Source organism: Alcanivorax sp. HI0083 (assembly GCF_001635175.1).
The window spans coordinates 1-6,733 of record NZ_LWFX01001015.1 but is presented as its reverse complement, the minus strand read 5'-3'; the positions used below and the strand labels follow the sequence as shown (position 1 = coordinate 6,733).

Below are 6,733 nucleotides of genomic sequence, written 5' to 3'. Positions count from 1 at the left end.
CGGGCAGGGTGCCCACCGGGTCGTGTTCCAGCCGGCCGAGCAGTTCGCTGACCTGCTGCATCATGTCTTCTGCAGTGGGCCAGCCGGTCTGTTGCCCGGGATTGATAATGGCGTCGCGGACCTGGTCCAGCACCGCAGAGACAAATGCCAGCAGGGTGGCCGGGTCGCCGCTGCGGGTGACAAAACCGAGGGCGGTAAGGGTGTCGGCGATGACGGTTTCATCGCCAACAATGCAAGCCTGCAGCACCCGGAAGTAACCCCGGCGGGCGTCGTCGGTGAGTGCTTGCGCGCAGCCGAAATCCAGCAGTACCAGCGTATTGTCCGGGGTGATCATGATGTTGCCGGGGTGCGGGTCGGCATGGAAAAGGCCGCCGTTGAGCACCTGGCAAAACCAGGCATCCAGCAGCGTACTGAGCAGGGCGCTGACTTGCGCCGGGTCCGACTCTTTCAGGCGATCCAGGGTGAGGGTGAGTTTCTCGCCCTGGATAAATTCGGTGGTGAGCACATGCCGGCTGCTGCGCTCGGGCACCAGTGTCGGCACCCGAATCCCGGGGATGGCCGCGAGCTGTCGGCCGATGTCCGTCATGACGCGGGCTTCGCGCTGGTAGTCCAGTTCTTCGCGAACCGTGCGCTGGATTTCGTTGACGATGGTGTCGATATCCATGGGCGGCAGGGCGGATTTCACCGCGTCCATGAAGACCTTGAGCAGCGTCATGTCCAGTTCGACCACTTCATCAAGCCCCGGGCGCTGCACTTTAACGGCCACTTCGCGGCCATCGTGCAGCCGGGCGCGGTGGACCTGGCCGATGCTGGCGGCAGCCAGGGGTTGGGGGGCCACGTGGGCAAACAGTGTATCCAGTGGCTGGTTGAACTCCTGCTCCAGCACCGTGGCAATGTCGGCAAAGTCCACCGGACTGGCCTGATCCTGCAATACGGCCAGTTCATCCACCCAGGCCTGGGGCAGCAGATCCGGACGGCTGGAGAGCAGTTGGCCGATTTTCAGGAAGGCGCCGCCCTGCTCCAGGGAGGTGTCACGAAAGCGTTTGGCGTTGCGCTTGTGCAGGTTGGCCAGCGCGGCATCGCGCATGCTGCCCGGCAGGAAAGCGGCTCTGGTGCCCCACAGGCGATAGCTGGCGACCACCTTGGTGAGCATCCAGCCGGTTTTGGTCAGGCGCTTGAGGCGCGCGGGCCAGCGGCGGGCTTCGTCGGCGAGCAGCTGCATTTCTTCGTTTACGGCGCTGGCACCACGGGTGACGGCCTTGCAGGCGGTAATGGCCTGGTCGGCGATTTCCCGGCCCTGCCAGGCGGTTTTCTCGATGGCCTTGATGCAACCCTCGACCACGGCAATCCAGGCTTTCAGTCCGCTGTCTTGCTGCTTGCGCTGGGCAAAGTCATTGAGCGGCTGCCAGTTCGGCACCTGATCTGCCTGCGGCTGGGCAGGCTGGAGCGTGTTGTTGTTCGCTGATGTGGCTCGCATCGGGCGGGCCCTCCACAGTTTTTGTGTATAAGTGTTCACAAATTACTGCGAAGCAGGCAGGCGGGCAAGTCAAAAGTGAGCAAAGGCTCCTTTTTGTTTGACAATACGCTAAGAAAGCCGGTTTGCGGGCTGTCTGCGGGGGCCTGACGTATGGATATCCCGTTCTGTCTGGTTGCGGTGACCGCCTGGGGGGCGCAGAGGGGCTACGGTGCGCGCAGATTTGTGAACAGGCATGCCGTTTTTGTTGAGTGTCCGTGGCGATTCGGGCGTTAGCCGCCCAACAAGCGAACCTCGGCGGCTTCCACGGCTTCCAGTCGGCCGTAAAGTATGACTGTATCCCCTTGTGCCAGGACCAGGCTTTCATCCGGGCTTTCGTGGGTGTGTTCTGCCCGTTTCACCGCCCGGATTTCCACATCGCGCAAGCCGCAGTCACGGATACTCTGGCCAATGCTGCGGGCTTTTTCACTGAGGGTAACGGCGTGCAGCAACCGATAGGGGTTGCCGGCGCTGTCGGTGGTGGGGAAGGAATCGCCGTGGTAATAGCCTTGCAGCATGCGGTAGCGGTCGCGGCGGGTTTTGCGCAGCATCGCCAACACCCGTTCAAAGGGTACGTCGAGCATCATCAGGGCGTGGGCCACCAGCATCAGCGACGCCTCCAGTACTTCGGGAACGACCTCGGCGGCACCGGCTGTCGTGAGCGCATCCAGGTGAGTGTCATCCCGGGTGCGTACCAGCACCCGCACATCGCTGTTGAGATCCCGGCAGGTGTGGATGATGCGTTCCGCCAGACGCGCGTCATCGAATGTCACCACCAGCAGGCGGGCGCGGTGAATACCCGCCCGTTCGAGAATGTCCTTGCGGCTGGCGTCGCCAAACAGGATGTGTTCGCCGGCGGCGCTGGCTTCCTGCAAGCGCACCAGATCCATATCGACTGCGACGGCATGGTGATGGAAGCGGTTCAGGTAACGCATCAGGTTCTGGCCCACCCGGCCATAGCCGCACAGGATGACGTGGCCGGAAATGTTATCGGATACCGGGCTGTCCTTGGGGATTTCCATCCACGGGCGCAGCAGGCGACGGCTGAGTTTTCCGCTGTGTTGCAGCAGGGCGGGGGTTACCGCCATGGTGAGTACGGTGATGGACACCAGCAGGCCGGCTTTACCCGGCGACATGACTTGATGAGACACCGCCAGGGCAACCAGCACAAAACCGAACTCGCCACACTGGGACAGAATAAGGCCGCTGCGGGTGGCGGTGTCGGCAGGTTCTCCCAGCAGACGCAGCAAAGCGAAAATCAGTACCGCCTTGAACAGCATCAGCGAGACAGCAGCGAGGATGATCCAGTGCCACTGTTCGGCAAACAGATTTGGGTCCACCAGCATGCCGACACTGATAAAAAACAAGCCGAGCAACAGGTCACGAAAGGGGCGCAGGTCCGCCTCGATCTGATGGCGGAAATGACTTTCCCCCAGCATCATGCCTGCCAGAAAAGCGCCCAGCGCCATGGACAAGCCCAGCCAGTGAGTCACCCAGGCGGCGACCAGAGCCAAGAGCAGGGCCGTCATGACAAACACTTCATCGGAGCGAGTGCGGCCGGTTTCTTCCAGCAGCCGTGGCAGTATCCATCTCCCCACCACGTAGATGCCGGCAAACAACAGCAGGGATTTACCCAGGGTGAGGCCTGCCATGGCCCACAGGGCATCGCCGCTGCTGTTGCTGATCACCGGTAACATTACCAGCATGATCACCGCCGCCAGATCTTGGAACAGCAGGATGCCGGTGGAAGCCCGCCCGTAACCGGTGTTCACCGCACCCCGGCCAATCAGATCACGAATCACGATGGCGGTGGAAGAGAGCGCGAGCGCCCCGGCGGTGATGCCGGCGGTCATGGGCTGGAAACCGAGCAACCGCATGACGGCGAACACCGCTGCCCCGGTAAGAATGACTTGCAATGGGCCTGCGCCGAACACAATGCGGCGCAACGTCATCAGGCGGGGAATGGAAAATTCCAGCCCCAGGGTAAAAAGCAAAAAGACGATGCCAAATTCGGCCAGGTGCTGGATGCCTTCTACGTCATTGATCCAGCCGAATCCAAACGGCCCTGCAGCCAGACCGGACAGCAGGTAGGCAAGAATGGGAGGCATGCCCAGGCGGCGAAATACCACCACAGCGACTACCGCACTGCTGAGGAGAACCACAATTAATGTCAGGGTGTCATGCATAACACTGCATTCCGAAAGGCCGAAAGGGCAGTGTAGCAGCCCCCGTTGTCGGGGGCAGTCCCGGTGTTTGCTTGGCGAGGCTTAATCGTTGCAGCTAAAGCGGTAGCTGTCGTCCAGTGCCAGTGGCAGGGTCAGTGAGCGAAAGCCCAGGCTGTCCATATGCTGGCAATGAATGTTGTGGCCCTGCGGGTCGGCCCCGTACAGGTAATCGATGTGCAGCACGGGTTTGCCGGCTTCAATAAACGGGGTCAGCAGATGACATTCCTGCCATTGGTGACAGGATTCATTCACCGCGAAGTCGGCGTGATCAACCAGGTCTTCAACTTGCTCCAAATCGTTCTTTAGTGATACGGCCAGGCCGTGGTCGTGAGCGGTGTCGAACAGGAAGCGGTTGTAGTCCAGCTGGCTGTTATAGCTCAGCGGGAAACCGGTGCGGTTGCTGTAGCCATCCACATTGTCCGGGTCCACCCCGTCACAGCCTTTGCTGGCGGCCAGGGCAATGCGATCAGACATGATCGCGCGGACATTGATTGAGCGGGTATCGAGCCAGCGTTCCCCGGGCCAGTTACCCAGGCGCCGGCCTTTGTCGGCAGCGGTAAAACGGCTCTTGTCCTCGCGCCAGTTTTCGAAAGTACCGGCGGAAAAATAGCAGATCACTCGGCGGCCACTGGCGTGCAAGTCGTCGATCACATTCTGGGGTGTGTCGAACAGGTCCAGCACATAGAGGTCAGCGGTATAACCGGTGTTGATCGGACCCTGGAGCTGAATTTGCCAGCTCACATCTATATCGGGCTGATACCAGCTTCCTTCGGGAGGCGGGGGCGTGACAGGAAGCAAGGAAGAAACCAGCGCAGAGATGAGAGGAAGGGACGCAGCCATGAAGTCGAATCCTGATGGAGTTCTTTTCGATGGTAGGCGTTTTTTGACGTTGGGAATGTGAGTATATGCAGGTGTTTATGTAAGAAATAACGCCGGGACTGTAAGTCCCGGCGTACGCAGAAATGCTTAACTGCGTTGCTTATTGCGGGGTACGGATCACCAGCAGCCGTTCTTCGGTCATGTCGTTGATGGCCCAGCGGATGCCTTCGCGGCCCAGGCCGGAATCCTTCACGCCGCCGTAGGGCATGTTGTCCACGCGCCAGCTGGGCACGTCGCCGATCACTACGCCGCCCACTTCCAGTTCGTCCCAGGCTTTCTGGGCCTTGTACAGGTCGCGGGTGAAGATGCCGGCCTGCAGGCCGAACCTGGAATCGTTGACGGTGTTCAGAGCGTCGTCAAAATCGCTGAAGCGGCTGATCACGGCCACCGGGCCGAAGGCCTCTTCTTCCACGATATTGGTGCCCTTGGGCGCGTTCTCCAGCAGGGTGGCTTCGAGCATGGCGCCGTCGCGCTTGCCGCCCACCAGCAGAGTGGCGCCGGCATCCACAGCTTCATTAACCCAGTTTTCCAGCCGGGTAGCTTCGCCTTCCGAGATCACCGGGCCGATAAAGGTGTCTTCGTCTTTCGGGTCACCCATTTTCAGGCCGGCGGTTTTTTCCACCAGGCGGGTTTTCAGTTCGTCGTAGATCGCATCGTGAATCAGGATGCGCTGTACGCCGATGCAGCTCTGGCCGGACTGGTAGAAAGCGCCGAAAGTGATGCGCTCCACGGCGTCGTCCAGGTCGGCATCTTCATCCACGATTACCGCCGCGTTGCCGCCCAGTTCCAGGATCACCGGTTTCTTGCCGGCACGGGCTTTCAGGTCCCAGCCCACGTCCGGGCTGCCGGTGAAGCTGAGCAGCTTGAAACGCTCATCAGTGGTGAACAGGTCGGCGCCTTCGCGATGACAGGGCAGGATGGAAAACGCGCCTTTCGGCAGGTCGGTTTCTGCCAGCACTTCACCAATGATGATGGCGCCGATGGGCGTGCGGCTGGCCGGTTTAAGCACAAAGGGGCAGCCGGCGGCGATGGCCGGGGCGACCTTGTGTGCAGCCAGGTTCAGCGGGAAATTGAACGGGGAAATAAACGAGCACGGGCCAATGGGGACGCGTTTGACCATGCCCCGGTAGCCTTTGGCACGGGCGGAAATTTCCAGGTTGGGCATTTCGCCGTCGATGCGCACGGCTTCTTCGGCGGCCACGCGGAAGGTGTCGATCAGGCGGCCCACTTCACCACGGGCATCCTTGATCGGTTTGCCCGCTTCGATGCACAGGGCCAGGGCCAGTTCCTCGTAACGTTCTTCAAAGCGCTTGACGCAGTGGTACAAGATTGCCTGGCGCTCGTAGGGCGCCAGTTGTGCCATGGGCTTGGCGGCCTTGTCGGCGGCGTCGATGGCCTTGTCGATGGTGGCGGCGTCCGCCATGGCCACGCGGGTGGCCACTTCACCGCTGTATTTGTCGGTGACATTCAGATCCTGGTTGGCGAAGACGGCTTCGTTGGCCAGGTAGTAGGGGTAGGCGTCTTTTAGCATGTCGGTTCCTTAAGGCGTTTCAGTGGGCCATGAGGTTTTTTTGGGGCTGTCTTTAACGCGTCGGACGTCAGACGTCGGACGTCCGACGCTACAATCAAAACCCCGAACGGCGCAGGCTGCTCGAGCCGTCCGGGTTGTACTCACAGTTTCGAGCTAAGATCCCGAATTTCCCGGTTGAGGATGCGGCTGTTGTCGCGGTAATCCACCATGCAGTCGATCACGTGGACGCCGCCTTGCTGGTAGCACTCTTCAATCAACGGCCCCAGGCCGGCGGTGGATTCCACGCGGTGGCCGTGGGCGCCGTAGGCGCGGGCGTAATCCACGAAGTCCGGGTTCTGGAAGTCCAGGCCGAAGTCCTGGAAGTCCATATCGTTCTGTTTCCACTTGATCATGCCGTAGCCGTCGTCGCGCAGAATCAGTACCACGATATCCAGCTTCAGGCGTACTGCGGTTTCCAGTTCCTGGCTGTTCATCATGAAGCCGCCGTCACCGACGATGGCCATGACGCGGCGGTCCGGGTGGACCATTTTCGCGGCCATGCCGGAAGGCAGGCCGGCGCCCATGGTGGCTAGGGCGTTATCCAAC

At 60.9% G+C, this 6,733-nt stretch carries 5 protein-coding genes; all 5 read right to left on the bottom strand.

Annotated features, from left to right (window positions below; translation table 11 throughout):
- The coding region (locus tag A3754_RS12580; protein ID WP_063519969.1) for an AarF/ABC1/UbiB kinase family protein at positions 1–1,477 on the bottom strand (1,477 nt) is incomplete at its 3' end.
- Positions 1,478–1,746: 269 nt separating this feature from the next.
- Positions 1,747–3,699 carry a cation:proton antiporter gene (locus A3754_RS12575; protein ID WP_063519968.1) on the bottom strand — a complete coding sequence of 651 codons (1,953 nt, stop codon included), beginning with the start codon at positions 3,697–3,699 and terminating at the stop codon, positions 1,747–1,749.
- Positions 3,700–3,780: 81 nt separating this feature from the next.
- Positions 3,781–4,479 carry an endo alpha-1,4 polygalactosaminidase gene (locus A3754_RS12570; protein ID WP_231880611.1) on the bottom strand — a complete coding sequence of 233 codons (699 nt, stop codon included), beginning with the start codon at positions 4,477–4,479 and terminating at the stop codon, positions 3,781–3,783.
- Positions 4,480–4,717: 238 nt separating this feature from the next.
- Complete coding sequence (locus A3754_RS12565; protein WP_063519966.1) at positions 4,718–6,148, bottom strand: aldehyde dehydrogenase family protein; 1,431 nt, start codon at positions 6,146–6,148, stop codon at positions 4,718–4,720.
- Between the two features lie 140 nt (positions 6,149–6,288).
- On the bottom strand, positions 6,289–6,733 hold a 445-nt coding region (locus A3754_RS12560), incomplete at its 5' end, for a thiamine pyrophosphate-dependent enzyme (RefSeq protein ID WP_231880610.1).

Coding starts and splice junctions, on each gene's coding strand:
- A3754_RS12575 (WP_063519968.1), bottom strand. CDS start 3,699: ATGCATGACACCCTGACATTAATTGTGGTTCTCCTCAGCAGTGCGGTA.
- A3754_RS12565 (WP_063519966.1), bottom strand. CDS start 6,148: ATGCTAAAAGACGCCTACCCCTACTACCTGGCCAACGAAGCCGTCTTC.